The 26,939-nt window shown below is 61.8% G+C and carries 24 protein-coding genes; 6 read left to right on the forward strand and 18 right to left on the reverse strand.

All coding sequences use genetic code 11. The features are described 5' to 3' along the window. The first annotated feature begins 131 nt into the window (after positions 1–131). Positions 132–1,247, forward strand: a complete 1,116-nt coding sequence (locus RG540_RS16185) for an acyl-CoA dehydrogenase (RefSeq protein ID WP_244446684.1) — start codon at positions 132–134, stop codon at positions 1,245–1,247. 100 nt (positions 1,248–1,347) lie between these two features. Here the strand turns inward: RG540_RS16185 and RG540_RS16190 are convergent, their stop codons facing one another. Together RG540_RS16190 and RG540_RS16195 are read right to left on the reverse strand one after the other, a co-directional pair. Then, on the reverse strand, positions 1,348–1,842 hold the full coding sequence (locus RG540_RS16190) for an SRPBCC family protein (RefSeq protein ID WP_038589977.1): 495 nt from the start codon (positions 1,840–1,842) through the stop codon (positions 1,348–1,350). A 12-nt stretch (positions 1,843–1,854) separates the two neighbouring features. After that, positions 1,855–2,328 carry a VOC family protein gene (locus RG540_RS16195; RefSeq protein ID WP_038589979.1) on the reverse strand — a complete coding sequence of 158 codons (474 nt, stop codon included), beginning with the start codon at positions 2,326–2,328 and terminating at the stop codon, positions 1,855–1,857. 219 nt (positions 2,329–2,547) lie between these two features. Between RG540_RS16195 and RG540_RS16200 the strand changes: the two genes are divergently transcribed. From RG540_RS16200 to RG540_RS16210, 3 genes are all read left to right on the forward strand, one after another. Continuing rightward, positions 2,548–3,129: a cupin domain-containing protein gene (locus tag RG540_RS16200; RefSeq protein WP_051909462.1), complete on the forward strand. Its 582-nt coding sequence runs from the start codon at positions 2,548–2,550 to the stop codon at positions 3,127–3,129. A gap of 156 nt (positions 3,130–3,285) precedes the next feature. After that, complete coding sequence (locus RG540_RS16205; protein ID WP_038589985.1) at positions 3,286–4,722, forward strand: NAD-dependent succinate-semialdehyde dehydrogenase; 1,437 nt, start codon at positions 3,286–3,288, stop codon at positions 4,720–4,722. A 132-nt stretch (positions 4,723–4,854) separates the two neighbouring features. Then, positions 4,855–5,955 (forward strand): DNA alkylation repair protein, encoded by a 1,101-nt coding sequence (locus RG540_RS16210; protein ID WP_038589988.1) that lies wholly within the window; start codon positions 4,855–4,857, stop codon positions 5,953–5,955. Here the strand turns inward: RG540_RS16210 and RG540_RS16215 are convergent. From RG540_RS16215 to RG540_RS16275, 13 genes are all read right to left on the reverse strand, one after another. After that, positions 5,952–6,971 carry a sulfate/molybdate ABC transporter ATP-binding protein gene (locus RG540_RS16215; protein WP_038589991.1) on the reverse strand — a complete coding sequence of 340 codons (1,020 nt, stop codon included), beginning with the start codon at positions 6,969–6,971 and terminating at the stop codon, positions 5,952–5,954. The genes RG540_RS16210 and RG540_RS16215 overlap by 4 nt on opposite strands. Then, entirely contained in the window at positions 6,968–7,855 is an 888-nt protein-coding gene (gene cysW / locus RG540_RS16220) for a sulfate ABC transporter permease subunit CysW (RefSeq protein WP_038589994.1), read from the reverse strand. Before cysW ends, RG540_RS16215 begins: the two co-directional genes overlap by 4 nt. A gap of 2 nt (positions 7,856–7,857) precedes the next feature. Then, entirely contained in the window at positions 7,858–8,679 is an 822-nt protein-coding gene (gene cysT / locus RG540_RS16225) for a sulfate ABC transporter permease subunit CysT (RefSeq protein ID WP_038589998.1), read from the reverse strand. A gap of 80 nt (positions 8,680–8,759) precedes the next feature. After that, positions 8,760–9,758, reverse strand: coding sequence for a thiosulfate ABC transporter substrate-binding protein CysP (gene cysP, locus RG540_RS16230; RefSeq protein WP_038590001.1), 999 nt, complete (start codon positions 9,756–9,758; stop codon positions 8,760–8,762). A gap of 209 nt (positions 9,759–9,967) precedes the next feature. Next, the gene (locus tag RG540_RS16235; protein ID WP_038590003.1) at positions 9,968–10,171 is read right to left on the reverse strand and encodes a DUF1059 domain-containing protein; all 204 of its coding nucleotides are present in this window, start codon (positions 10,169–10,171) and stop codon (positions 9,968–9,970) included. A 98-nt stretch (positions 10,172–10,269) separates the two neighbouring features. Continuing rightward, on the reverse strand, positions 10,270–11,163 hold the full coding sequence (gene mmsB, locus RG540_RS16240) for a 3-hydroxyisobutyrate dehydrogenase (protein WP_038590006.1): 894 nt from the start codon (positions 11,161–11,163) through the stop codon (positions 10,270–10,272). Between the two features lie 26 nt (positions 11,164–11,189). Beyond that, the gene (locus RG540_RS16245) at positions 11,190–12,269 is read right to left on the reverse strand and encodes an enoyl-CoA hydratase/isomerase family protein (RefSeq protein WP_038590009.1); all 1,080 of its coding nucleotides are present in this window, start codon (positions 12,267–12,269) and stop codon (positions 11,190–11,192) included. A gap of 13 nt (positions 12,270–12,282) precedes the next feature. Then, positions 12,283–13,878: a GMC family oxidoreductase gene (locus RG540_RS16250; RefSeq protein ID WP_038590011.1), complete on the reverse strand. Its 1,596-nt coding sequence runs from the start codon at positions 13,876–13,878 to the stop codon at positions 12,283–12,285. A 70-nt stretch (positions 13,879–13,948) separates the two neighbouring features. Continuing rightward, positions 13,949–14,947: a branched-chain amino acid ABC transporter permease gene (locus tag RG540_RS16255; protein ID WP_038590012.1), complete on the reverse strand. Its 999-nt coding sequence runs from the start codon at positions 14,945–14,947 to the stop codon at positions 13,949–13,951. Position 14,948: 1 nt separating this feature from the next. Further along, complete coding sequence (locus RG540_RS16260) at positions 14,949–15,836, reverse strand: branched-chain amino acid ABC transporter permease (protein ID WP_038590015.1); 888 nt, start codon at positions 15,834–15,836, stop codon at positions 14,949–14,951. Between the two features lie 4 nt (positions 15,837–15,840). After that, positions 15,841–16,542, reverse strand: a complete 702-nt coding sequence (locus RG540_RS16265) for an ABC transporter ATP-binding protein (protein ID WP_038590018.1) — start codon at positions 16,540–16,542, stop codon at positions 15,841–15,843. Then, on the reverse strand, positions 16,542–17,324 hold the full coding sequence (locus RG540_RS16270; protein ID WP_038590021.1) for an ABC transporter ATP-binding protein: 783 nt from the start codon (positions 17,322–17,324) through the stop codon (positions 16,542–16,544). The genes RG540_RS16265 and RG540_RS16270 overlap by 1 nt, the downstream gene beginning before the upstream one ends. Further along, positions 17,324–18,553, reverse strand: a complete 1,230-nt coding sequence (locus RG540_RS16275) for an ABC transporter substrate-binding protein (RefSeq protein ID WP_038590024.1) — start codon at positions 18,551–18,553, stop codon at positions 17,324–17,326. Before RG540_RS16275 ends, RG540_RS16270 begins: the two co-directional genes overlap by 1 nt. Before the next feature lie 184 nt (positions 18,554–18,737). Here RG540_RS16275 and RG540_RS16280 point away from each other — a divergent pair, with 184 nt between their 5' ends. Beyond that, positions 18,738–19,724 (forward strand): LysR family transcriptional regulator, encoded by a 987-nt coding sequence (locus tag RG540_RS16280; RefSeq protein ID WP_046600003.1) that lies wholly within the window; start codon positions 18,738–18,740, stop codon positions 19,722–19,724. Here RG540_RS16280 and RG540_RS16285 read toward each other — a convergent pair. The 3 genes from RG540_RS16285 to RG540_RS16295 all read right to left on the reverse strand — a co-directional run bounded on the left by RG540_RS16285 (position 19,673) and on the right by RG540_RS16295 (position 24,689). Then, positions 19,673–22,831 (reverse strand): efflux RND transporter permease subunit, encoded by a 3,159-nt coding sequence (locus tag RG540_RS16285; protein ID WP_038590028.1) that lies wholly within the window; start codon positions 22,829–22,831, stop codon positions 19,673–19,675. The genes RG540_RS16280 and RG540_RS16285 overlap by 52 nt on opposite strands. Positions 22,832–22,857: 26 nt before the next feature. Continuing rightward, complete coding sequence (locus RG540_RS16290; protein ID WP_038590031.1) at positions 22,858–24,015, reverse strand: efflux RND transporter periplasmic adaptor subunit; 1,158 nt, start codon at positions 24,013–24,015, stop codon at positions 22,858–22,860. A gap of 71 nt (positions 24,016–24,086) precedes the next feature. Continuing rightward, entirely contained in the window at positions 24,087–24,689 is a 603-nt protein-coding gene (locus RG540_RS16295; RefSeq protein ID WP_038590034.1) for a TetR/AcrR family transcriptional regulator, read from the reverse strand. 272 nt (positions 24,690–24,961) lie between these two features. Here RG540_RS16295 and RG540_RS16300 point away from each other — a divergent pair, with 272 nt between their 5' ends. Then, positions 24,962–26,905, forward strand: a complete 1,944-nt coding sequence (locus tag RG540_RS16300; RefSeq protein WP_038590036.1) for a hybrid sensor histidine kinase/response regulator — start codon at positions 24,962–24,964, stop codon at positions 26,903–26,905. Positions 26,906–26,939: the final 34 nt, after the last annotated feature.

Below are 26,939 nucleotides of genomic sequence, written 5' to 3' on the forward strand. Positions count from 1 at the left end.
GCTCTCGGGCGCTGTGCTGGCGATAATTCTTTAAACTTCAATTTGCCAGATTTCAAACCGGAGGCAGACCCTTGGCTTTTTCCTGGAACGATCCCTTACTTCTCGAAGAGCAGCTGACCGACGAGGAGCGGATGATCCGTGACGCGGCTGCCGCCTTCGCCAAGGCCGAGCTCCTGCCGCGCGTCCAGGAAGCTTATCTCGACGAGACGACCGACAAGGGCCTGTTCAAGCTGATGGGCCAGACCGGCCTGCTCGGCGTGACTCTGCCGGAAGAATACGGCGCAGCCAACGCCTCCTACGTCGCCTACGGCCTCGTCGCCCGCGAGATCGAGCGCATCGACAGCGGTTACCGCTCGATGATGAGCGTCCAGTCCTCGCTGGTCATCTATCCGATCTTCGCCTACGGCTCCGACGAGCAGAAGAAGAAGTACCTGCCCGGCCTCGTCTCCGGCGAACTGATCGGCTGTTTCGGCCTGACCGAGCCCGACGCCGGCTCCGATCCCGGCGGCATGAAAACGCGTGCTGAAAAAATCGAAGGCGGTTATCGCCTGCGCGGCTCCAAGATGTGGATTTCCAACGCGCCGATCGCCGATGTCTTCGTCGTCTGGGCAAAGTCGGAAGCCCATAACAACGAGATCCGCGGCTTCGTGCTCGAAAAGGGCATGAAGGGCCTCTCGGCGCCCAAGATCGGCGGCAAGCTCTCGCTGCGCGCCTCGATCACCGGCGAGATCGTCATGGACAGCGTCGAAGTCGGCGAGGATGCGATCCTGCCGAACGTTTCGGGCCTGAAAGGCCCCTTCGGCTGCCTCAACCGCGCCCGCTATGGCATTTCCTGGGGCGTCATGGGCGCCGCCGAAGACTGCTGGTTCCGCGCCCGCCAGTACGGTCTTGACCGCAAGCAGTTCGGCAAGCCGCTTGCCGGCATGCAGCTCTACCAGAAGAAGCTCGCCGACATGCAGACCGAAATCACCCTCGGCCTGCAGGCTTCGCTCCGCGTCGGCCAGCTGATGGACCAGCACAAGATGGCCCCGGAAATGATCTCCATCGTCAAGCGCAACAATTGCGGCAAGGCGCTCGATATCGCGAGGCAAGCCCGCGACATGCACGGCGGCAACGGCATCCAGATCGAGTATCACGTCATGCGCCATTCGCAGAACCTGGAGACGGTCAACACCTACGAAGGCACGCACGACGTCCACGCGCTGATCCTGGGCCGCGCTCAGACGGGTATCCAGGCGTTTTTCTGAGCGGAAACTCTACAACTTCGACAAATAAGCCCGGCCGCCGCCAGCGCGCCGGGCTTTTATATCTCGATCTCGGCGTTTCAGCCGAATGGCGGTCGCGGATTCACACGCGCGCGCCCAGGGTGACGAGAAGTTCATCCAGCTGCCCGAACTGTTCGGGTATCGCACCTTCCATGCCGGCGCAGGATTCGTCGGCCGCTTCCTTGGAAGGATAGAGCTCATGCAGGACCAGCAGCGTCCTGCCGTCCTCCTCCTCCTCGAAGGTGACCGTGGTGACGGAGCCGTTTTCGCTTTCGTCATTGGTCCAGACGAGGCGCGATGGCGGCGACACTTCGAGATATTTTCCGAAGAAGGTCATTGAGTTTGCGGCGTCCTGTCCGAACGTGACGCTATAGCCGCCTCCGGTGCGCACATCCATCTCGCAGGAAAGAAGCGGGACGCCGCTGGACTTGGGCGCCCACCACTGCTTGAACAATTCGGGCTTGGTCCATGCATCGAACACCAGGCGAACCGGGGCGTCGAAGCTGTGCGTCACGACCAGTTCGCGCTCCGATCCCCGTTCGACCGCCGTGCGGCCATTGCTCATTTTTTTGTCCATTGGTTGTCTCCCTTAGCCACGCCGGGCAGCTTCGATTGCCGCAACGTCGATCTTCTTCATGGTCATCATCGCATCGAAGGCACGTTTCGCCTCGCCGCCGCCGACAGCCAGGGCTTCGATGAGGACACGCGGCGTGATCTGCCAGGAGACGCCCCATTTATCCTTGCACCATCCGCATTCGCTTTCCTGACCGCCGTTACCGACGATGGCGTTCCAGTAGCGATCGGTCTCTTCCTGGTCTTCGGTCGAAATCTGGAAGGAAAACGCTTCGTTGTGCTTGAAGATCGGGCCGCCGTTCAGGCCGATGCATGCCACTCCGGCAACGGTAAATTCCACCACGAGCACATCCCCCTGCTTGCCGTCCGGGTAATCGCCGGGCGCGCGCGTTGCGGGGCCGACCTTGCTGTCCGGAAAAGTCTCGGCATAGAAGCGGGCAGCCTCCTCGGCATTCTTGTCGAACCATAAGCAGATTGTGTTCTTCGCCATTGCATTTCTCCCTTTCGATCCTGGTTGCGCGGTCGTCGATGGCGACCATATCTTAAAGACGCACGTGCTTTCGCTAATCCGACATCCAGCCGAAAAAACTTGCATTCACTCACCAACCGCGCCGTTTTTCGTCATTGGAGAAATTCCCGCCTTCGGTGTATCAGTGAAACGCTGCCGTGATCGGCGGCGAGGAAATGAAACAAAAGGTCGTTTTGAAGAATGCACGCCATGGAGAATGCGGCGGAAGGGGCCGGTGGCGGTTTCAATGTCGGCGAGCGTCTTTGCCTGGTGCGCAAGCAGCACGGCCTGTCGCAGCGGGCGCTGGCGGTCAAGGCGGGTGTCACCCATTCCCTCGTGTCGCTGATTGAGAAGAACAAGGTCAGCCCCTCGGTCGCCTCGCTGAAGAAGATCCTCGAGGCAATCAACTATCCGCTGACCGACTTCTTCGCGTTGACCCTGCCGCCGGTCGACCAAGTGTTCTACCGCGCTGATGAACTGACGCCGCTTTCGACCGGCGCTTTGACGCTGCTGCAGGTCGGCGACGCCAAATCCCACAGCGTCCAGATTTTCCACGAGTTCTACGAGCCTGGCGCCGATACCGGCGAGACCATGCTGCAGCATGAGGCGGAAGAAGGCGGCGTGGTCGTCGCCGGCGCACTGGAACTGACCGTCGGCAGCCAGACGCGCATCCTCAAAAAGGGCGACGCCTTCCTCTTCGACAGCCGCCAGCCGCACCGATATCGTAACGTCGGAACCGAGCGCTGCGAGGTGGTAAGTGCCTGCACGCCACCCTATCTTTAAGAAGAGCGAAGCCCGGATTTCATTCAGCACCTTTCGAACATTGCCAATGAACGTTGATTGTTGCTGTCAATTATTTTAGGTCAGACCCGATATTTCCGCACCCTCTCCCAACGCCTTTAAAACGGCGTATCCAGCCTTGAAATGAAAGTGGACACCATGCACAGCTATCCCGACGTCAAGCTTTTCATCAACGGCGAATGGCGCGATGCCATCGGCGGCGAAACCATCGATGTTTCCGATCCCGCGACGGAAGAAGTGATCGGGAAAATAGCCCATGCCCGCAAGGCGGACCTGGACCTGGCGCTGGAAGCCGCCGAAAAGGGCTTCAAGATCTGGCGCGACACCTCGCCCTTCGACCGCTCGAAGCTGATGCGCAAGGCCGCCGACCTGCTGCGCCAGCGCGTCGACCAGATCGCCTATTACATGACCCGCGAACAGGGCAAGCCGCTCGCCCAGTCGAAGATGGAAGTCATGGGCGCCGCCGACACGATCGACTGGTTCGCCGAAGAAGCCCGTCGCACCTATGGCCAGATCATCCCGGCCCGCATGAGCGGCGTCTCGCAGATGGCGATCAAGCTGCCGGTCGGCCCTGTCGCCGCCTTCACGCCCTGGAACTTCCCGCTCAACCAGGTGGTCCGCAAGCTCTCCGCAGCTCTTGCGACCGGTTGCTCGATCATCGTCAAGGCGCCTGAAGAAACGCCCGCTTCGCCGGCCGAGCTGATCCGCGCCTTCATCGATGCCGGCGTGCCCGCGGGCGTCGTCAACCTCGTCTACGGCATTCCGGCCGAGATTTCCGAGTACCTGATCCCGCATCCGGTCATCCGCAAGATCTCGTTCACCGGCTCCACCCCGATCGGCAAACATCTGGCGGCCCTTGCCGGCAAGCACATGAAGCGCGCCACGATGGAACTCGGCGGCCATGCGCCGGTGATGATCTTCGATGATGCCGATCTCGAAAAGGCGATCGAAGTGACCGCCATGTCGAAATTCCGCAATGCCGGCCAGGTCTGCGTCGCCCCGACCCGCTTCCTCGTGCAGGACGGTATCGCCGACAAGTTCACCGCCGGTTTCGTCAAGGCGGCACAGGCGATCAAGGTCGGCAACGGCCTGGAAGACGGCGTGACCATGGGTCCGCTCGCCAACGAGCGCCGCATCCCCGCCATGGAAGCTTTGATCCAGGACGCCATCACCCATGGCGGCGAGCTGAAGACCGGCGGCCACCGCATCGGCAACAAGGGCCACTTCTTCGAGCCGACGGTGCTCTCCGAAGTGCCGACATCGGCCAAGATCATGAACGACGAGCCCTTCGGCCCGATCGCAATCATCAACCGCTTCTCGCATTACGACGATGCGATCGCGGAAGCCAACCGCCTGCCCTTCGGCCTCGCCTCCTACGCCTTCACCGGCTCGGTTAAGACCGCCCATGCGCTCAGCCGCCAGGTGGAAGCCGGCATGCTGACCATCAACCACAACGGTCTGGCCCTGCCGGAAGTACCGTTCGGCGGCATCAAGGACTCTGGCTACGGCACGGAAGGCGGCTCGGAAGCCACCGAAGCCTATCTCGAAACCCGCTTCGTCAGCCAGATGAGCTGATCTGACGGCTTCTTAGAACCTAGTTCTCGACGCCGGTCGGTGCCCCTGCACCGGCCGGCGTTTTCTTTTGCGCTTGCCGGTTTCACCCGAGTCAAATACCAAAAACAAACAGTGAACATCGGATGAAGCGCCATGGCCGAGACTGAAGCAGCACCGCTCCTGAAGGAAATCTTCAACCGAGATCGCCTCCGGCATTTTACGGCGGAGACCCAGGCCATCCATCCCGGTTTCGATGGCGAGCGCTTTCTGACGCTCACTTCTGCCGGTCTCGATGATCTGAGCATCATGCAGCGCCTGCGTCAGATCGCCATCGCCTACCACGCGGTCCTGCCGGGCGGCTTCGAAAAGAATATCGACATCCTGCGGGCACTGGCACCGCGCATCAACCACGGCTTCGCCTCCATCGTGCTGCCGGAATATGTGGCGCTCCACGGCCATGACCATTTCGACCTGTCGATGGAGGCGCTCGCCTTCTTCACCCGCTTCGGCTCGTCGGAATTCGCCATCCGGCATTTCCTCCTGAAGGACCTCGCCCGGACACTGAAAGTGATGGAGACGTGGTCCCTCGACGACAACGAGCACGTGCGCCGGCTTTCGAGCGAAGGCTGCCGTCCGCGCCTGCCCTGGTCATTCCAGCTGAAAGAACTGATTGCCGACCCCTCGCCTGTCGCACCGATCCTCGAAAATCTGAGAAGCGACCCGAGCCTTTACGTGCGCAAATCCGTCGCCAACCATCTGAACGACATCACCAAGGACCATCCTACCTGGGTGTTCGACAGGATCGCCGACTGGCCGAAGGACGACCCGCGCACCGCCTGGATCATCAAACAGGCGCTGCGCACGCTGATCAAGAAGGGTGATGCGAAAGCGCTGCACCATCTCGGCGCCGGCGAGAAGGCGGAAGTAAAGATCGACAGTTTCACGGTGACGCCGTCGTCGCTGAAACTCGGCGGCGCGGTGAAGATATCGGCCAGGATGGTGTCGACCGCGTCGGCGCCGCAGAAGCTGGTCGTCGATTATGCAGTCCACTACGTGAAGAAGGCCGGCGGCACCTCGAAGAAGGTCTTCAAGTGGAAGGAGATCACGTTTGGTGCTGGCGAAATCTGCGAACTCACGATGAGCCGCGCCATCCGCGACTTCACCACCCGCGTGCATTATGCAGGGCGGCATCCGGTCGAGCTGATCGTCAACGGCGAGGTGCTGGCCGAGGATGCGTTTGAACTGACGACTTAGAGCGCAAACACCTTTGCCCGTCGCAGCGTCACAAAACCACCCTCGCCCGCCTTCACTGCCCGCTCCGGCTCGACGTCGAATTCCAGCTGTTCGCCGGTCTCGGTGGTCGCCAGCACCCGCCGGCCGTCCGGGCGGTCGAGCACGCGGGTGATGCTGGCCGGAATGCCCGGCCCCTGCGCGGACCAGTCGAGATCGGCGGGGCGGGCGTAGAGTTCGGCCTTGCCGTCCGCCATGCCGGAAACGTCGATCGCAGCACCGCTTGCATAAGCCTTGCCGTCGCGCACTTCCGCGGCGAGCACGTTGGCGTCGCCGAGAAACTTCATCACGAAGGCGGATTGCGGATTGCGGCAGACTTCTTCCGCCGTGCCCTGCTGGATGATGTGGCCGTCTTTCAGGATGACGACGCGATCCGCGAGATCCAGCGCCTCCTCCTGGTCGTGGGTAACGAAGATCGTGGTGATGCCGAGCTCGCGGTGGATCTCGCGCAGCCAGCGGCGCAGGTCGTGGCGCACATTGGCGTCGAGCGCCCCGAACGGCTCGTCGAGCAGCAGAACCTTGGGATCGACCGACAGCGCCCGGGCCAGCGCCACGCGCTGCCGCTGACCGCCGGAAATCTGCGCCGGGAACCGGTCGCCGAGACCTTCCAGGCGCACCAATCTCAGCAGCTCTACGACACGCGCCTCGATCGCCGCTTTCTCGCGCTTCACTTTCGAGACCTTCATGCCGAAGGCGATGTTTTCCGCCACCGTCATATGCGGAAACAGCGCGTAATGCTGGAAGACGAAACCGACGCCGCGGTCGCGCACCGGAATGTCGGTAGCGTCCTGGTCGCCGAAATAGATGTGGCCGCCATCGGCATATTCGAGACCGGCGACCATGCGCAGGATGGTCGTCTTGCCGGAACCGGACGGGCCGAGCAGCGCGACGAGCTCGCCGCTTTCGATCTCCAAGGAAACATCCCGCACGGCACGGAAGGTCTCGAAGGTTTTGACGACGTTTTCGAGGCGGATTTTCATTGGGTTTTCTCCGCGGGATTGGCGACCAGAGCCGGGCGACGGACGCGGCCGGCACCCTGGCGCTCCAGCGCCACCTTGGCGATGATGGTGAAGACGGCGATGAGCGCCAGGATGGAGGCCGCGGCAAAGGCGCCTGCCGCCTGGTAGTCGTGATAGAGCAGCTCGATATGCAGCGGCAGCGTATTGGTCTGCCCGCGAATATTGCCGGAGACCACCGAGACCGCCCCGAACTCGCCCATGACGCGGGCGTTGCAGAGCACGACGCCGTAAAGCAGCGCCCATTTAATGTTCGGCAGCGTCACCGAGAAGAAGGTCCGCCAGCCGGACGCGCCGAGCGAGGTCGCGGCTTCTTCGAGATCGCGGCCCTGCGCCTGCATCAGCGGGATAAGTTCGCGGGCGACGAAGGGGGCGGTGACGAACATCGAGGCGAGGATGATGCCAGGGATCGCAAACAGGATCTTGACCCCGTATTCATCCAGCGTCGGACCGAAGACGCCCTGCAGGCCATAAACGAAGAGATAGGCGACACCCGCGACGATCGGCGAGACCGAAAACGGGATCTCGATGACGACCAGCAGGAAGCGCCTGCCCCAGAAGTCGAACTTGGTGATCGACCAGGCGGCTGCGATCCCGAAAGCGGTGTTGACTGGCACGGCGACGATTGCCGCAAACACCGTGAGCCCGATCGCATGCAGCGTATCCGGGTGAATGATCGTGTCGCGATAGACAGCCCACCCCTTCGAAAAAGCCTCGACGCCGATGACCACCAGCGGCGCGACGATCAGCAGGGCGACGATCACCAGAACGATGCCGATCAGCATCCGGCGGAAGAGCGGCTGGTCGCCGACGCGCGGCGGCTTTCTGCCTGTACGGGCCGCACCCATGGTCACCCCCTCACCGTGTAGCGAAGCGCCCGCGACTGCATCCAGTTGGTCAGCGCGAGCATGACGAAGGCGGCAATCAGCAGCACGGAGGCGATGGCGGCGGCGGCCTGGTAGTCGTATTCCTCAAGCCGGATGAAGACGAGAAGTGCAGTGATCTCCGTCGACATCGGCTGATTGCCGGCGATGAAGATGATCGCACCAAACTCACCGAGCGAGCGGGCAAAGGAGAGCGATACGCCGGCCAGAAGCGCCGGGGTCAGAAGCGGCAGGATGACCTTGCGGAAGATTGTCCAGTCCGAGCCGCCGAGCGACTGCGCCGCCTCTTCCAGCGCCGGATCCAGATCTTCCAGCACCGGCTGCACGGTGCGTACGATGAACGGCAGCGAGGTGAAGCACATCGCGATCATGATGCCGAGTGGCGTATAGGCGACCTTGATGCCGAGGTCGGCGAGGATAGAACCGAACCAGCCGTTGGTGGTGAAAAGCGCCGTCAGGGCAATGCCGGCCACCGCCGTCGGCAGCGCGAAGGGCAGATCGACCATGGCGTCGACGATCCGCCAGCCCGGGAACCGATAGCGCGTCAGTACCCAGGCGAGCGCCAGGCCGAAGAACAGGTTGAAGGTGGTGGCGCCGAGCGCCGAAAGCACGGTGACGCGGTAGCTCGCGAGCGCCCGCGACGAGGAGACGATCCGCCAGTAATCCTCCGGGCCGAGGCTCGCGGCCTTGAAGACCAGAGCTGCCAGGGGCAGGACCACGATCAGCCCGACATAAAACAGCGTCACCCCCAGCGACAGGCGTAACCCGGGCAGGACATTGCGTCTCAAGCGGTCGTTTCCTCTTTGCACGGCAAAGCCCGGCGAACTTTCGTTCGCCGGGCGAGGCTTGGTTGAAGTCCAGTCTGCGCTTAGCGGCTGCCGTACAGCTTGTCGAGGGTGCCGCCGGAGGCGAAGTGATCCTTCTGGATCTTGTCCCAACCGCCGAAGACGTCGTCGACCTTGACGAGGCGGATCGCCGGGAACTGATCCTTGAACTCGCCGGCGACCTTCTCGTTGTTGACGCGATGGCCGAACTGGGCAGCGATCCGCTGCCCTTCTTCCGTGTAGAGGAAGTCGAGATAGGACTTCGCGAGGGCTTCTGTGCCGTGCTTCTTGGCAACCTTGTCGACCACCGCGACCGGGAATTCGGCGAGCAGGCTGACCGACGGGATGACGCTCTGGACCTTGTCGGCGCCGTACTGCTTGACGATGCCGCGGGTCTCCGCCTCGAAGGTGATCAGCACGTCGCCGGTTTCACGCTCGACGAAGGTAGTGGTGGAGGCGCGACCGCCGGTATCGAAGACCGGCACGTTGTCGAAGATCTTGGTGATATAAGCATCGACCTTCTCTTCGTCGCCCTTATAGGCTTCCTTGGCCCAGGCGTAGGCGGCGAGATAGGTGTAGCGGGCGTTGCCCGAGGTCTTCGGGTTCGGGAAAACGGCATGCACGTCAGCGCGAGCCAGATCGGCCCAATCCTTGATGTTCTTCGGATTGCCGGCGCGCACCAGGAACGACGGGAAGGAATAGAAGGGCGAGGCGTTATTGGCATACGCCTTTGTCCAGTCCTTGGCGACGAAGCCGTTCTTGGCGAGGAAATCGATGTCCGTCGACTGATTGAAAGTCACGACGTCGGCTTCGAGGCCTTCGAGGATCGAGCGGGCCTGCTTCGAGGTGCCTGCATGCGACTGGTCGATGGTGACGCCCGGATGGCCCTTGATGAAGGCTTCGTTCTCGGCGACGAACAGTTCGCGCGACACGTCGTAGGAAGCGTTGAGCAGTTTCGTCGGCGACTGGGCCAGCGCGGGGGTGACGAAAAGCGCGGCCAAGGGAGCAATAAGGGCGGTGCCGAGGATCAGGAGGCGGTTCATGCAAGTCTCCGGTGTTCGATGGTGACGATGAAACTACCGGTACGTCCATCAAACCGCGAGGAACCCCGCACCCTGCTTTGTGAGCGCCTTAGAAATTTTGTCCATTTTTCGCCATGTTGGCGGAGCTTTTCGCTCAAGCTCCAGAGAAGCGCTCCCACCGTCGAAGGAGGAAGCGCCGTCTAAGCCACGGCAACTCGATTACGGATACCTCACGCGACACTGCGCGACGGTTCCATCTCGTGGATGACCTTGGTGATTTCCGAACGGAACTCCGGCGTATCCTGATGACCGTGTACGGTAATGGCGTGCTGTACCGCAGCGTTGACGAGTTCGTCCATGCTGTCGGCCGAGATGGCTACGGTGCATTTCATCTCGCTCGGAAACTCGCGGCAATCGATGTATTGGCGTCCCATGTCTGCCTCCATCACAAGCTCTGAACCGATTGGCCAGAGGACGGGAATTTACTCCCTTTGCGCAGAGGAAACAAACACCGCCTGCCTGATCAATCGGCCTAGCTCGTCCCGCTCGCCTTCCCCCGCAGCATCTGGATGATGGCGGAAAAATCGTCCGCGCCGTGCCCCGTCTTTTCAAACTCGGCATAAAGCTCGGCCGCGTGGGCGCCGAGCGGCGTCGCTGCACCGGACTGTTTTGCGGCCTCCTGCGACAGCGTCAGGTCCTTCAGCATCAGCGCTGCGGCAAAACCCGGTTTGTAGTCGTTGTTGGCGGGTGAAGTCGGCACCGGACCCGGCACCGGGCAATAGGTGGTGAGCGACCAGCACTGGCCGGACGAGGTGGAGGCAACGTCGAACAGCGCCTGATGCGAAAGACCGAGCTTTTCCGCCAGGCCAAATGCTTCGCAGACGCCGATCATCGATATGCCCAATATCATGTTGTTGCAGATTTTTGCCGCCTGGCCGGCGCCGGCGTCGCCGCAATGGACGATCTTCTTTCCCATCGCCTCGAGGATCGGCTTGCCCAGGGCGAATGCTTTTTCCGAACCGCCGACCATGAAGGTCAGCGTGCCGGCCGCCGCCCCGCCGGTGCCGCCGGAGACGGGTGCATCGAGCGAGATGCAGTTCATAACGTCGGCCAGTTCATGCGCCTTGCGGGCGTTTTCCACATCAATGGTCGAGCAGTCGATGACGAGAGTGCCCTCGGGGATGAGCGTAGTGAGATCGGTCCACACGGCCGTGACGTGCTGCCCCTTCGGCAGCATGGTGATGACACATTCCGCATCGCTGACGGCTTCCGCCAGCGCTCCGGAGGCCTTCACGCCCGTCTCGGCGGCTGCCTTTACGGACGTTTCCGACAAGTCGAAGCCGCGCACTTCATGGCCTGCTTTCACAAGATTGGCGGCCATCGGCCCGCCCATATTGCCAAGGCCCACGAAAGCGATCTTGCTCATGTCTTCCTCCCCTCCTCGTTGTTGCTTTAAAGTCTGTGATCCGGAAACAGAACCGGATGCCGCGCAGCAAAATAGCGGTCGAGATCCGTATCCGCGACCTCCTCCAGCGTTGCCGGAGACCATTTGGGATTGCGGTCCTTGTCGATGATCGCGGCGCGCACGCCCTCGTAGAAATCGTGGTTGTGCAGGATTTCAGCGCCGGCGGTGAATTCCCGCTCCAGGCATTCGACAAGGCTCGAACTTTCGCGGCCGCGCCTGACAAGCCGAAGCGCGAGCTTGAGGCTGGTCGGCGACCGCTTGGCGATAATGTCGCGCGTCCTGATGGAGAATTCATCATCCTCTCTATTCAGGGCTTCGACAACCTCCTCGACCGTATCGAAGCGAAAAACCCGGTCGATCAGGTCGCGATGGGCTTCGAGCGGGCTTTCGCCCGGCGTAACGGCGAAACGATCGATCACCGCCCGCACCTGCTCGTCGGACGCGCCGCCCTTCAGTTCTCCCAGCGCCTTGACAAGCGGGCCGAGCCGCTCCGATGGCACGTTCACATCGGCAAGATTGGCATAGATGGCGTCCGCCGCGCCAATCACCTCCCCTGTCAGCCCTATCCAGGTGCCGGTCTCGCCAGGCGCGCGGGGAAGCAGCCAGGTGGCGCCGACATCGGGCACGTAGCCGATGCCGGTCTCGGGCATGGCGAGACGGGTCCGTTCCGTGACGATCCGATGTTTCCCATGCGAAGCGATCCCGACGCCGCCGCCCATGACGATGCCGTCCATCAGCACCACATACGGCTTCTCGTAACGAGAGATCATGTAGTTGAGGGGAAACTCCTCCCGCCAGAACCGGGTGACCTCCGGATCGTCCGATTTGCCGCTCTCGTAGATGACGCGGATATCACCGCCAGCGCAGAGGCCACGCTCCCCCTCGCCCTTGACGACGACACAGGAAATTTCCGGATTGCCGGCAAATTCCTCCAGCGCGGCCTTCATCGCTCGCACCATGGCGGAATTCAAGCTGTTCAGCGCCTTCGGCCGGTTGAGCAGAAAGACGGCGGCCGAACCGATGCGGTCGATGAGGACTTCGTCGCTCAGGATGGAGGTATCGGGCATGCGTTTCTCCGGTCTACCGATTGTCTGCCAGGATCATCTCCGCCGCCTTTTCAGCGATCATGATCGTCGGCGAGTTGGTGTTGCCGGAGACTATATTAGGCATGATCGAGGCATCGGCGATACGCAGCCTTCCGACTGCGCGCATTTTGAGGCGGGGATCGACGACGCTGTCCGGATCGGATCCCATCCGCGCGGTGCCGACCGGATGGAAGATCGTCGTGCCGATGTCGCCGGCTGCCTTTTCGAGGTCCGCATCGGTCTCGTAGGACGGACCCGGCTTGTATTCCTCCGGATGATAGCGCGCAAACGCCGGCTTTTTGACGATCTCGCGGGTGATCCGGATCGACTTGACGGCAACGTCACGGTCGGCCGCGGTCGACAGGTAATTCGGATGGATGCCCGGCACTGCCGCAAAGTCTGGGCTTTTCAAATGCACGGAACCGCGGCTCTCGGGACGAAGATTGCACACACTGGCAGTCATTGCCGGGAACGAGTGGACCGGCTCGCCGAACTTGTCGAGCGAGACAGGCTGGACGTGGTATTCGAGATCCGGCGTCTCCTTGTCGGGACCGGATTTGGTGAAGATGCCGAGCTGGCTCGGCGCCATCGACATCGGCCCGGAGCGCTTCAGCGCATATTCCAGCCCGATCGACGCCTTGCCGATCAGGCTCGAGGCCTTTTCGTTGAGGGTCGGAACGCCGGTCACCTTGTAGACGAGGCGGAGCTGCAGGTGGTCCTGCAGGTTCTCGCCGACGCCCTTCACTTCCTTGACCACCTCGACGCCCGCGTTTTGCAGGACATCGCCGCGGCCGATGCCGGAGAGCTCGAGGATATGCGGCGTGCCGATCGCGCCGGCGCTGAGCACGGTTTCCCGTTTGGCATAGGCCTTCTTCGCCACCCCATCATGCTGGAACTCGACGCCCCTCACCTCGCCGTTTTCGATGATCAGCTTTCGAACGTGCGCCTTGGTGAGCACGGTGAGGTTCGGCCGCTTCATCGCCGGGCGCAGGAAGCCCTTCGATGTGTTCCAGCGGATTCCGGAGCGCTGGTTGACGTCGAAATAGCTGGAGCCTTCGTTATTGCCGCGATTGAAGTCGTCGACGATCGGAATGCCGGCCTCTTCGGCGGCCTTCTGGAAGCTGTCGAGCACGGCCCAGCGCACCCGCGACTTCTCGATGCGCCATTCGCCACCGGCACCGTGCATGTCGTCGGCGCCCTTGTAGAAATCCTGGGATCTCTTGAAGATCGGCAGCACATCGTCCCAACCCCAGCCGGTGCAGCCCATCTGGCGCCACATGTCGTAGTCGTAAGCCTGGCCGCGCATGTAGATCATGCCGTTGATCGACGAGCAGCCGCCGAGGATCTTTCCACGCGGGTAGGAGAGCGAACGACCGTTCAGCCCCTCTTCCTTCTCGGTCGTAAAACACCAGTCGGTGCGCGGATTGTTGATGCAGTAGAGGTAACCGACGGGAATATGCACCCAGTGATAGTTGTCGTTGCCGCCCGCTTCGAGGATCAGTACGCGGTTGCCGGGATCCTTCGATAGCCGATTGGCGAGGACGCAGCCGGCGCTGCCCGCCCCGATGACGATGTAGTCGTAATTTTCCATGCTTTATGCTCCAGGGAAATGCGCCCCGCGAACCACGTCCGCGGCCGCATCCCTGCGCCCTCCCTCTATCTTATCGTCTATGCTCGAAACCGAGCTTCCGGCCGAGCCGGGAGGCGTAGAATTCCCCGATAATACCCCGCCGGAAGACGAGGACGCAGACCATGAAGATCACGCCGGTGACGATCGTCACCGGAAATTGCGACGTCGCCAGATAGTTCTGCAGCGTGACCACCAGGCCGGCTCCGAAGATCGGTCCGATCAGCGTGCCGATGCCGCCCAGCAGCGTCATCAGGATCACTTCGCCGGACATCTGCCAGGCGACGTCCGTCAGCGTCGCGAACTGGAAGACCAGCGCTTTCAGCCCGCCCGCAAGGCCGGCCAGTGCCGCCGACATCACGAAGGCGCCGAGCTTGTAGCGGGCGACGGAATAGCCGAGCGAAATGGCGCGCGGTTCATTCTCCCGGATCGACCGGAGGATCATGCCGAAGGGCGAGTTGATGAACCGCCAGATGATCACCATGCCGATCAGAAACACACCAAGCACGAAGTAATACATGTTGGTCGAGCCGGAGAGATCGATGAAGCCAAACAGATGGCCGCGCGGCACCGACTGGATGCCGTCCTCGCCCTGGGTGAACCGCGCCTGCAGGCAGAAGAAAAAGAACATCTGCGACAGAGCCAGCGTGATCATCGCGAAATAGATGCCCTGCCGGCGGATCGCGAAGAACCCCATGATCAGGCCGAGCAATGCAGCGCCCGCGACGCCGGTCAGGATGCCGAGTTCCGGCGGAAAGCCCCATTCCTTGACCACGTGGGCGGTGAAATAGGCCGCCCCGCCGAAGAAGGTCGCATGACCGAAAGAGAGCAGCCCGGTATAACCGAGCAGCAGATTGAAGGCGCAGGCAAACAGTGCGAAGCACAAGAGCTTCATCAGGAAGATCGGGTAGAAGAACATCGGCGCGAGGATCAGGGCCACAAGACCGATGATCAGGAAGATCGCATAGGTTCTGGAAGCGGTGGCCGACCGTTCGATACGCGGCTTGGCAGCGGTTTGGGTCATCTCGCTCATCTCACGCATCCCGTCCGAAAAGGCCGGCAGGCCGAAGCAGAAGTACGATCGCCATGATCACGAAGATCACGATATTGGATGCTTCCGGATAGAACACCTTGGTGAGGCCTTCTGCAATGCCCAGCATGTAGCCGGTGAGGATGGCGCCCATGATCGAGCCCATGCCGCCGACCACGACCACTGCAAAAACGACAATGATGATGTTCGAACCCATCAGCGGCGAGACCTGGTAGATCGGCGCAGCCAGCACGCCGGCAAAGGCGGCGAGTGCTGCCCCCAGCCCGTAGGTAAGCGTCAGGAGCACCGGCACGTTGACGCCGAAGGCCTGGACCAGGACCGGGTTTTCCGTTGCGGCACGAAGATAGGCGCCGAGCTTGGTCTTCTCGATCAGCAGCCATGTGCCGATGCAGGCGACCAGCGACACGACAACCACCCAGCCGCGATAGATGGGCAGGAACATGAAGCCGAGGTTGGTGCCGCCGGCCAGCTGCGCCGGCACCGAATAGGGCTGGCCCGCGGCACCATAGAGATACCGGAAAGTGCCCTCGATGGTCAGCGCCAGGCCGAACGTGAAGAGCAGGCCATAAAGCGGATCGAGATTGTAGAGCCGCGACAGCATCGTCCGTTCGATGATGGCTCCGAACAGGCCGACGACGATCGGCCCGAGGATCAGCGCGACCCAATAGTTGATGCCGAAATATTCCAGCATCAGCATAGCCGCAAAGGCGCCGAGCATGTATTGCGCACCATGGGCGAAGTTGATGACGCGCAGAAGGCCGAAGATGACCGCAAGGCCGAGGCTCAGGAGCGCGTAGAAGGACCCGTTGATCAGGCCGATCAGGAGCTGCCCGAGAAAGGCCTGAAGCGGTATGCCGAAGATCATCGTCATAACGTCACACTCCCAGCACTTTATGCAGCATGTCCATCTTCCCCGGCAGCTCAGCCACCGGGAAATTCGCGACCATCCGCCCATGATCCATCAGATAGAACCGGTCGGCGACGCGGCTCGCGAAGCGGAAATTCTGCTCCACCAGAAGCACCGTCATGCCACGTTCCTTCAGCGTCTTCAGCACCTCGCCGATCCGCTGCACGATAACCGGAGCCAGGCCTTCGGTCGGCTCGTCCAATATCAGAAGCTTAACGCCGGTGCGCAGGATGCGGGCGATCGCTAGCATCTGCTGCTCGCCACCGGAGAGCTTGGTGCCGGGGCTGGAGCGACGCTCCTGGAGGTTGGGGAAGAGCTCGTAGATCTCCTCGAGCGACATGCCGCCTTCTGCCACCACCGGCGGCAGCATCAGGTTTTCCTCGACCGTCAGCGTCGAAAAGATGCCGCGCTCCTCCGGTACGAAGCCGATGCCGTTATGCGCCGTGCGATGCAGCGGCACGCCGAGCATATCCTTGCCGGCAAAGCGGATTTCGCCCTTCCGCTCGCGGATGATGCCGACGATGGTCCTCAGCGTCGTCGTCTTGCCGACGCCGTTGCGGCCGAGAATGGTAATCGTCTCGCCCTCCCCAACGGTCATATCGACACCGTGCAGGACATGGCTTTCGCCATACCAGGCATTGAGGTTGGAAACTTGCAACAACGGTGCCATCAAGCCTCCTCCGTGCCCATGTAGGCGGTGCGGACCCGCGGGTCCTGGCTGACGGTGGCATAGTCGCCCTCGGCAAGGATTTCGCCGCGCTGGAGCACCGTCACATGGTGGCAGATGTCGGCGACAACGGAGAGATTGTGCTCCACCATCAGCACCGCACGGGTCTTTGCCACCTCGCGAATGATGTTGGAAACGGTGCCGATATCCTCCTGCCCCATGCCGGCCATCGGCTCGTCGAGCAGCAGAACCTTGGGATCGAGCGCCAGCGTCGTCGCGATCTCCAGCACGCGCTTGCGGCCGTAGGAAAGGTCGGCGGCGAGCGCATTGCGTTCGCGCTTCAGGCCGACCGACTCGATCAATTCGTCGGCCCGCGCATTCAGCCGATCGAGCGAGGAGACGGGCAGCCAGAACTGCGTCGAAAGCCCGTTCGGCCGCTGCAGCGCGACACGCACGTTGTCGAGCACCGTCAGATGCGGAAAGACCGCCGAAATCTGGAAGGAACGGACAAGCCCCATCCGCGCGATCCTGTCCGGCTGCGTTTTGGTGATGTCCGTGCCCAGAAGCGTGATCGAGCCAGCCGTCGGCTGCAGGAACTTGGTGAGCAGATTGAAGACCGTGGTCTTGCCGGCGCCGTTCGGGCCGATCAAGGCGTGGACGCGCGCGTGGCGGACGTCGAGATCGACGTTCTTCACCGCCATGAAGGCGCCGAAGCTCTTCGAGAGGCCGCGGGCGGATAACACCACCCGCAGCTCTTCCTGTTTTGCTGTTGCGGCGACCGCCATTACTTCACCAGATCGCAGCCGCTCTTGGCGGGATCCATGTAGGCCTCTTTGCCGGGGATGGTTGCCAGCACCGTAAAATAATCCCAGGGCTCCTTGCTTTCGCCCGGCTTCTTGACCTGCAGCAGGTACATGTCGTGGATCATCCGACCGTTCTTGGCGACCGTACCGCCGCGGGCGAAGAAGTCGTCGACCGGCATTTCATGCAGCGCCTTGGAAACGGCATCCGCATCGTCGGTGCCGGCTTTCTGGATTGCCTTCAGATACTGGGTGACCGCCGAATAGGTGCCGCTGTGGACCATGTTCGGCATCTTCTTGGTGCGGGCGAAGAACTTTTTCGCAAACTCCCGGCTCTTGTCGTCGAGGTTCCAGTAATAACCTTCGGTCAGGGTCAGGCCCTGCGCCGCCTGCAGGCCGAGGCCGTGCACTTCGGCGAGCGTGAAGAGCAGCGCTGCGAGGCGCTGACCGCCGGCGGTGATGCCGAACTCCGCCGCCTGCTTGATGGCGTTCGCCGTGTCGAGGCCGGCATTGGCAAGGCCGACGACCTTGGCACCGGAAGACTGGGCCTGCAGCAGGAAGGACGAGAAATCGGTGGTGGCAAGCGGATGACGGACCGCGCCGACGATCTTGCCGCCGGAGGATTTCACGAAGTCGCCGGTCTGCTGCTCGAGCGAATAACCGAAGGCATAGTCGGCGGTGAGGAAGAACCAGCTGTCGCCGCCCTGCTTGACAAGCGCGCCGCCGGTGCCGACCGCGAGCGCATGCGTGTCATAGGCCCAGTGGAAGCCATAGGGGGTGCAGGCCTTGCCGGTCAAATCGGTGGTCGCCGCACCCGTGACGATGTCGATCTTCTTCTTTTCCTTACCGACCGCCTGTACTGCGAGCGCGACAGACGAGGTCGTCAGCTCCATGATCGCATCGACCTGCTGCGTGTCGTACCACTGGCGGGCGATGTTGGAGGCGATGTCCGGCTTGTTCTGGTGGTCGGCATCAACGATCTCGATCGGCTGCCCCAGAACCTTGCCGCCGAAATCCTCGACCGCCATCTTGGCCGCCTCGACCGACGACTTGCCGCCGAACTCGGAATAGACGCCCGACTGGTCGTTCAGGATGCCGATCTTGACCTTGTTGTCGGACACGCCCCCGGGCGCGCTCTGCGCGAATGCCGCGCTGCTTGCGAGAAGCACTGCCAGGGATGATGTTACAAATGATGTCAGAATTGTCTTGTGCATGATTTCTCCTCCCAGAGAATGTGCCCAGAAAATTTGGCCAGAGGTCTGTTCAAAATTGGTGAGCCGTTCTCCTCAAAGCGGCTGCTCCGGATTGCATGGTTCAGGAAAACCGCCGTTGACGCAAGCAGGTCTCTGTAATTAATTGCAAACAGCATCTGTGCATTTTTGAACAGACGGGAACGTATTGAGCAACAATCAGAACTTCACCTGGGACGATCTTCAATATTTTCTGGCAGTGGCGCGCAGCGGCCAGCTGTCCACCGCAGCCCGCCAATTGCGCACCAGCCACGCCACCGTGTCCCGGCGTATCGACCGGCTGGAATTCGCACTCAAGGTCAAGCTGTTCGAGCGCAATCCGCGCGGTTATGTCCTGACCAGCATGGGCCAGCGGTTCATCGAGACGGCAGAACGGATCGAGACCGAGGCGGACCGGCTGCAGGCGGATGTCGCCTCGGGCACCACGGCACAGCGCGGCGTGGTGCGCTTAAGCACCCCGGAAGGGTTTGCGAATTTCTTCTTCGCCGACAAGATCCGCAGCTTCTGCGACAGCCACCCGAACATCTCGCTGGAACTGGTGACGATCCAGCAGATCATGTCGCTGTCGCGCAAGGAGGCGGATATCGCCGTCTCGCTCGATCCGCCCAAGGAAGGGCCTTATCTTACGGAAAAGCTCACCGACTACAGCCTCAACGTCTATGGCGCGAAATCCTACCTGTCCAAGGTAGGTCCGATCCGCAGCCGGCAAGATCTGCTGTCGCATCCGTTCATCGGCTATATCGAGGACATGATCTTCGCGCCAGGGCTAGACTATCTCGGCGACGTCCATCCGGGCATCAAGGCGCGCTTCCAGAGCTCCAGCATTTTTGCGCAATTGACCGCGACGCTGAACGGGCTCGGCCTCTGCGTGCTGCCGCATTTCATCACGCGCGTCCAGCCTGACCTCGAAATCGTGCTGCCTGACGAGGTGGAACTGAGACGCGGCTACTGGCTGATGTGCCATCGGGACCTGAGCCAGATCCCGCGCGTGCGGATGGTGACGGACTATATCTTCCAGTCCGTCCGGGCCAATCAGCACGCCTTCCTCAGGAGTTACCAGGCTCCCGAGGAAGGCGCTCGCCGTCACTCCGCTGCCATCGGCAGGTCGTCGCGGCTGTCGAAAAGGTCGCCCTGATTGGCGGGCGTCCTGTCGTCGGTTTTCGCCTTCTTCGGCTCGCGGCCGAAGAAGAGGGCATAGGCGGCCGGGAGGACCAGGATGGTCAACACGGTGGCAACCAGGATGCCGCCCATCATCGCATAGGCGAGCGGACCCCAGAACACGCCGCGCGAGATCGGGTACAGCGCCAGCACGGCTGTCAGCGCCGTCAGCATGATCGGCCGGAAACGACGCACGGCCGCGCCGACGATCGCCTCCATCCGCTCCATGCCGGCCGCGATATCCTGGTCGATCTGGTCGACCAGGATAATCGAGTTGCGGATGATGATGCCGAGCAGCGCGATGACCCCGAGGATCGCCACGAAGCCGAACGGCGCGCCGGTCAGAAGCAGCGCCATGGCAGCGCCGATGATGCCGAGCGGACCGGTTGCCAGCACCATCATCGCCTTGCCGAAATGCTGCAGCTGGATCATCAACAGCACGAGGATGACCAGGAGCATGATCGGCGCCTTGGCAGCGATCGAGTTCTGGCTTTCGGCTGCATCCTCCGCACCGCCCTGGATGTCGACATGGTAGCCGGCAGGCAGGCTGGCGCGCAGGTCGGCCATGCTGTTGTAGAGGTTGAGCGACACCTGGGTCGGTTCCACGCCGTCCGGCAGCGTCGCCTTGACGGTGATCGTCGGCAGGCGGTCGCGGCGCCACTCGATACCCTGTTCGAGAACCGGCACGACCTTGGCAATCTGCGAGACCGGCACGAAGCCGCCGAAATCCGTCGGCACGTAGACCGACTGGACGGCCGAGAGCAGGTTGCGGGTGGCATCCGGCTCGCGGACAACGATCGAGACCGTTTCTTCGCCATCGCGGAAGTCGCTGATCGGCGCACCGGCGGTAGCCGACTGCAGCATCTGGCGGACACGCTGAGAGGTGACCCCGAGGGCACGGGCACGATCCTGGTCGATGACCAGTTTCATGGCCGTCACCGGTTCCATCCAGTCGTCGTGGATGGCGCCGAACAGCGGCTGCTGCTGGTAACGTTCCTTGACCTGGTCGGCGATCCGGCGGACCTCCGCCGCGTCGGGACCGGTGACACGCATCTGGACGGGCCAGCCGACCGGCGGGCCGAGGAACAGACGATCGACCTTGCCGCGTACGGTCGGGAAGTCCTGTGCAAGGATACCCCTGAGCTTGACGATCAGCCGTTCGCGGGCGTCCACGTCCTTCGACATGATCAGGAGCTGCGCGTAGTTCGGGTTGCGGAGCTGCTGGTCGAGCGGTAGGAAGAAGCGCGGGGCGCCTTCGCCGATATAGGTGGCGACGAAGGTCTTGTCCTGGTCGGGCAGAATCTTGTCCTCAAGGGCTTTCGCCTGGCGTTCCACTTCCTCGATGGCCGTGCCTTCCGGCAGCCACAGATCCACGAGGATTTCCGGCCGCGAGGACTGCGGGAAGAAGCTCTGCGGAATAAACTGGAAGGACCACAGGCTACCGGCGAAGGCGCCGAGAGTGAGAAGGAGCACGATAGCCTTGTGACGCACGGACCAGCCGACGGCATGCCGGACGCCGCGATACATGCGGGTGTCGTAAGCATCGTGATGGGTGCCTGCATGCGCCCGCTGCTTGAGGATCATGTAGCCGAGCCAGGGAGTGAAATAGACGGCCACGAACCACGACACGACGAGCGCGATGCCTACCACGTAGAACAGCGTGCGCACGTATTCGCCGGCGGTGGAATCGGCGAACCCGACCGGGATGAAGCCGGCAGTGGTGATCAATGTGCCGGTGAGCATCGGGAAGGCGGTGGATGAATAGGCGAAGGTGGCGGCATCGAGGCGTGCGAGCCCCTCCTCCAGCTTCCGTTCCATCATCTCGACGACGATCATCGCGTCGTCGACGAGCAGGCCGAGCGCGATGATCAGCGCGCCGAGCGAGATGCGCTGCAGCTCGATGCCCATGTAGAACATGATCGCGAACGTGGCTGACAGAACCAGCGGAATGGTGATGGCGATGACGATGCCCGAACGCCAGCCGATCGAGATCAGCGAGACGATGAGGACGATGACGAGAGCTTCCAGCAGGGCCTGGGTGAATTCGCCGACCGCTTCGGTGACCACTTCCGGCTGGTTGGAAACCTGCTGGACAGACACGCCAACCGGCAGCGTCTGTTCGAAACGCTCATAGGTCGCCTCGACCTGATGGCCGACATCGGTGACCTTGAAGCCCTTGGCCATGACGACGCCGACCTGGATGCTGTCGTGACCATTGAAGCGGAACTTGCGCTGATAGGGATTTTCGAGGCCGGCGGTGACGGTGGCGATATCGCCGAGCCGGATCACCTGGCTACCTGCCTTGAGGCGCAGTTCGCGGATGTCTTCCGGCGTCGTGACGCCGCCTTCGACCGCTATACGCACCGACCGATCGGCGGTCTGAACGTTGCCGGCGGGATCGATATTGTTCTGGCCGGACAACGCGTCGCGGACGTTGATAAGAGTGAGGCCGCGCTCGGCAAGCGCCTTCGACGAGACGTCGATGAAGATCTTCTGCGGCTGGTCGCCGAGGATGACCGCCTTTTCGACGCCGGGCGTGGCGAGCAGCATGTCGCGGGCCTGGATGGCGAACTGCTTCAGTTCAGGATAGCTGTAGCCTTCGCCGCTGATCGAGTTGAGCGTGATATAGGTGTCGCCGAACTCGTCGTTGAAATACGGACCGAGCAGGCCGGCCGGCAGATCCTGGGCGATGTCCCCGACCTTCTTGCGAACCTGATAGAAGGCGTCGTTGACCTGGGCGGTATTGGTGTCGCCCTTGATCTGTATCGTGGTGATCGCCACGCCGGCGCGGGTATAGGACTTGACCCAGTCGAGATGCGGGGTTTCCTGCAGCTTTCGCTCGATCTTGTTGACGACCTGGTCCTGCATCTCCTGAATGGAGGCGCCGGGCCAGACGGTCTGCACGACCATGACGCGGAAGGTGAAGTCCGGGTCTTCCTTCTGCCCCATGTTCATGACGCCGAGTGCGCCCATGACGATGATGAGGCCGAAGAGAAAACGGGCGATGCTCGGATGGGCAATCGCCCAGCGGGACAGGTTGAACCGGGCCTTTTCCGGGGGATTGGCCTGATGAGAGGAGCTCATGGTCTTGGGTCCTTTAAGCCGAGCGATCAGGGCGCGAGCGAAGCGGTGGTAAGGCTGCTGACGCTGCCGAAGCGTGAGGCGATGTTTTCCGGCAGCTTGACCTTCATGTCTTCCTTCATGAACTGCGTGCCGGCCGAGACGACGAGGTCGCCCTTGGCAACGCCGTCGGCGACACGAACGCCGTTATCGGAGAAATCGGCGACCTTGACGGCACGCGAGCTGACGGTGCCCTTGCCGCGGTCGACGATCCAGACGACGGACTGGCCGTCCTTCTTGGAAAGCGCGGCAAGCGGAACGGCATAGGTGGCGACGGCATTGTCTTCGTCCGCCTCGATCGTCGCAGTCATGCCGAGCAGCACCCGTGTATCCGCAGGCAGACTGACGCGAACCGCGAAGGTGCGCGATTGGGCATCGGCACTGCCGGCCACTTCGCGGACCTTGCCGTCGAGCACGAGATCGGTGGCCGACCAGAAACGGGCCTTCACCGTCTTGCCCGGCTTGAACTGAGCGACGTCCATTTCCGGAACGGCGATCTGCACTTCCTTGCTGCCCTCGACCGCGACGGAGAGGACCGGGGTGCCGGACGCAACCACCTGGCCGATATCGGCGCTGACCGCTGTGACGATGCCGTTCTGGTCTGACTTCAATTCCGTATAGGCAACCTGGTTACGGGCTTGGTCGAGTGCTGACTGGGCCGATTCCTTTTGCGAAACGGCCTGGTCATTGGCCAGCTGCGCCTGTTCGAGCTGCGATTGGGAGGAAATGCTCTTTTCGGCAAGCGTCTCGACCCGCCGGCGGGCGAGGCCGGAGATTTCCACCTGCTTCTGAGCGGAGGCGAGATCGGCCTCTGCGCGGCGCACCGCAAGCTGGTAATCGACGGCGTCAAGCTTTGCGAGCACGTCGCCGGGGCGAACGCGCTGACCGACATCGACGAGCCGCTCGGTGATCTTGCCGGCGACGCGGAAGCCGAGGTTCATTTCGGTGCGCGCCTTGACTGAGCCGGAATATTGAAGCCTGCGGCCGTGATCGGCAGCGGCAACCTCGGTCACTTTGACCGGACGGACGATTTCCGGGGCTTCGACTTTCTTCTCTTGCGAGCAGGCCGTCAGCGCGCCGAACGCGGTCGCGACTAAAAGGCCTTTGACGAGAAACGAGACATTACGTCTGGTCTTTACGAAAAACATGGTTCCGCACTCCTGGTGGCGGGTTTTCGATCAAGACGCCCCCTTGGCGCCCCGGAACTATTTCAGGCGAATTATCTGAGGGCCCTGAGGCCGAATTCCACGAGGTCCTCGGGCTTGCCGATCCGGCTCTCCAGAAGGCAATCCGCGATGAGCTGCGGATGACAAAGGATGACCATGGACGACATGAAGCATTCGGATGCGAGCTGGTGATCCTGTTCGCGGAACTCACCGGCTTCGATGCCATCTTTGATGAGACCCGCAATGACGACACGGATGCGTTCGAGATGCTGTTCGATGACTGGCCATTGCTGCTCGATGGCGATCACCACCATCTCATGCACCTTCTTTTCGTCGAGCATGGTCTCGAGCGTGAAGCGGTGCTGCTGCAGGACGTGATTGCGCAGCCGTTCCGTGGCGCTCACCGGCCGCTTTGCATTGGCGAGTGCCGCCTGATAGCTGCCGTCCAGCATACGGCTTGCCAAGGCCTGATGGATATCCGCCTTGGACGAGAAAAAGCGGTAGATATTGGCGGGCGACATACCGAGATCGCGCGCGATATCCGCCACATTCGTCTTGGTGTAGCCGTAATGCTTGAACAGCCGCTCCGCCGCGTCGAGAATACGGCCGACATTGTCTTGGCGCGACGTGTCCAGGGTATTTTCGTTGGTATCCATACGCTGATGGCTTTCGTTTTACGTGTGACGATTTTCATCTTTCGTCAGTCGTAAACGGAAACTCATCATCCGTCAACCCTTGACACACCACCGCCCCATTGGTCGCACGTTAAAATTTGCAAAAACCGGGAACCAAAATAGGATTTAGGCATTAAGTCGCGTTAGACCACGAGCCTCGTGGACCAGAGACGAGCGATGGGCGTGCCGCAGAGTTAGGAAGTATCGTTGTTATATCACGCCAGGGCACAAACTTCATGGGACGGGGGAAATTGATGAGCGTTCCGCAAAGCTATGACGTGTCGTTGCTTGATGACGAACGCTATCGTCTACTCGTCGATTCCATCACCGATTACGCGATTTACATGCTTGACCCGGAGGGTAAGATCGCCAGCTGGAATCCCGGCGCCCAACGCTTCAAGGGATACGAGGCCTGGGAAATCCTAGGCGAGCATTTTTCCCGCTTCTATACGCCTGAAGACCGATTGGCGCGAGCGCCCGAACATGCGTTGCGGATGGCTGCCACCGAAGGCCGCTTCGAAAGGGAAGGATGGCGCGTCCGCAAGGACGGCAGCCGCTTCTGGGCCCACGTCATCATCGACCCGATCTGGAGTCGGTCCGGCGAACTTCTCGGCTTCGCAAAAGTGACCCGCGATCTGACAGAACGGAAACGCGCTGAAGCGGAACTCCGATTGAGCGAGGAGAAATTTCAGATTCTCGTCCAGGGTGTTACGGACTATGCTCTCTACATGCTCGACCCGGATGGCCGCGTCAGCAACTGGAACTCCGGTGCCGCGCGCATCAAGGGCTACACGGCGGATGAGATCGTCGGCAAGCATTTTTCGCAGTTCTATACCCCGGAGGACCGCGAACGCGGCGAGCCGAACCGAAGCCTGGAGACTGCACGGCGCGAGGGACGATTCGAGAGGGAAGCCTGGCGGCAGCGCAAGGATGGAACACGTTTCTGGGCACATGTGATCATCGACGCGATCCGCAACGAAGACGGCACACTCATCGGTTTCGCCAAGATCACGCGCGACATCACCGAAAAAGTCGAGGCGCAAAAGGCTCTTACCCAGGCACGCGAAGAACTTTTCCAATCCCAGAAGATGGAAGCGATCGGCCAGTTGACCGGTGGCGTCGCCCACGACTTCAACAATCTGCTGATGGCCGTGCTGGGAAGCCTGGAAATTCTGAAAAAACGCCTGCCCGACGATCCAGCGCTGACGCCGCTGCTGGACAATGCCATTCAGGGCGCCGAACGGGGTGCTGCGCTGACCCAGCGCATGCTCGCATTTTCCCGGCGCCAGGAATTGAACATGCAAGCCATCAACGTGCCGGCACTCGTAAGCGGCATGATGGATTTCGTTCAGCGCTCGCTCAGTGCCTCCGCATCCGTCGAAACCCGGTTTGCCAAAAACCTGCCGCATGTCACGAGCGACCCGGTTCAACTCGAAACCGCGGTTCTGAACCTCGTCGTCAACGCCCGAGACGCGATGGCGGGGGGCGGCACGATCGTCATCAGCGCCGAGGAATATTTCGCGGACAAGAATGTCGAGAGGCTGAAACCTGGCCGTTACGTGCGGCTGGCGGTCGCCGACAGCGGCGAAGGCATGGACGAGGAAACCCTCATCCGCGCAACCACACCTTTCTTCACCACCAAAGGTGTCGGCAAGGGGACGGGACTCGGACTTTCCATGGTGCAGGGCCTGACCGAACAGTCGGGCGGCAAACTCGATATCCAAAGCCAAAAGGGCAAGGGCACGACGGTTTCGCTCTATCTGCCTGCGGCAGATGCAAACGATTGTCCGCAGTCTTCGGAGCAGACCATGCCTTCCCCCGCCGCAACTCCCATAGGACGCCTGACGATTCTCGCCGTCGATGACGATGCGCTGGTCCTGATGAACACGACTCTGATGCTGGAAGATCTCGGCCACACCGTGATCGAGGCTTATAGCGGCACCGATGCCCTGAAGGAGCTGAGAAGCGGCGCCCATGACATCGATCTTGTCATCACCGATCATTCGATGCCGCGCATGACCGGCTCGGAACTGGCCGCCGTCATCCGCGAAGAAAGGCCAGGCCTTCCGGTGGTGCTGGCAACCGGCTACGCCGAGCTGCCGACCGGCGGCGACAACCGCCTGCCGCGACTGCCGAAACCCTTCTCGCAGAACCAGCTTGAGGAGATCATCGCCACGGTTCTCGCCGGCGGGCGCTGAACCAATCGCCCTCGCCGCGCGTTGTCGTGCCGTG

This window comes from Neorhizobium galegae bv. orientalis str. HAMBI 540 (genome assembly GCF_000731315.1).
Lineage (GTDB): Bacteria > Pseudomonadota > Alphaproteobacteria > Rhizobiales > Rhizobiaceae > Neorhizobium > Neorhizobium galegae.